The sequence below is a fragment of the Streptomyces megasporus genome (assembly GCF_000718985.1).
GTDB lineage: Bacteria > Actinomycetota > Actinomycetes > Streptomycetales > Streptomycetaceae > Streptomyces > Streptomyces megasporus.
Genome location: NZ_JODL01000146.1, coordinates 1 through 338, shown reverse-complemented (window position 1 = coordinate 338; position 338 = coordinate 1). Strand labels below are relative to the sequence as shown.

Annotated in this window: 1 pseudogene; it reads left to right on the top strand. The window is 66.9% G+C overall.

Features of this window, described 5'->3' with window-relative positions:
• Positions 1–338, top strand: a pseudogene (locus IF47_RS0127090) (glycosyltransferase family 2 protein); the annotation flags it as partial.

The following is a 338-nucleotide window of genomic DNA, read 5'->3' as shown; positions in this document are numbered from 1 at the left end:
GCATGTGGACTACCGCGCGATGCTGGTTCAGGACCACATCGGTGCTCTCACAGCCATGTACGACCGCACGGTCCTCGGCACGAGGCTGATGCCCGAGATGCGCAAGCGCCAGGACTACGCCCTCTGGCTGTCGATCATGAGGAACGGCGCTGACGCCCGGGGCCTGGCTGAGCCGCTTGCGGTGTACAGGGCCCACCAGGCGGGATCGCTGTCCTCCAACAAGCTGTCGCTCATCCCTTACAACTGGACCTTGTACCGCGAGCACGAGCAACTGTCGGTCCTGCGGGCGACGCGGGCGCTGGCCGGCGCTGCGTGGCAGTCGCTGCGCAACTCGCGCA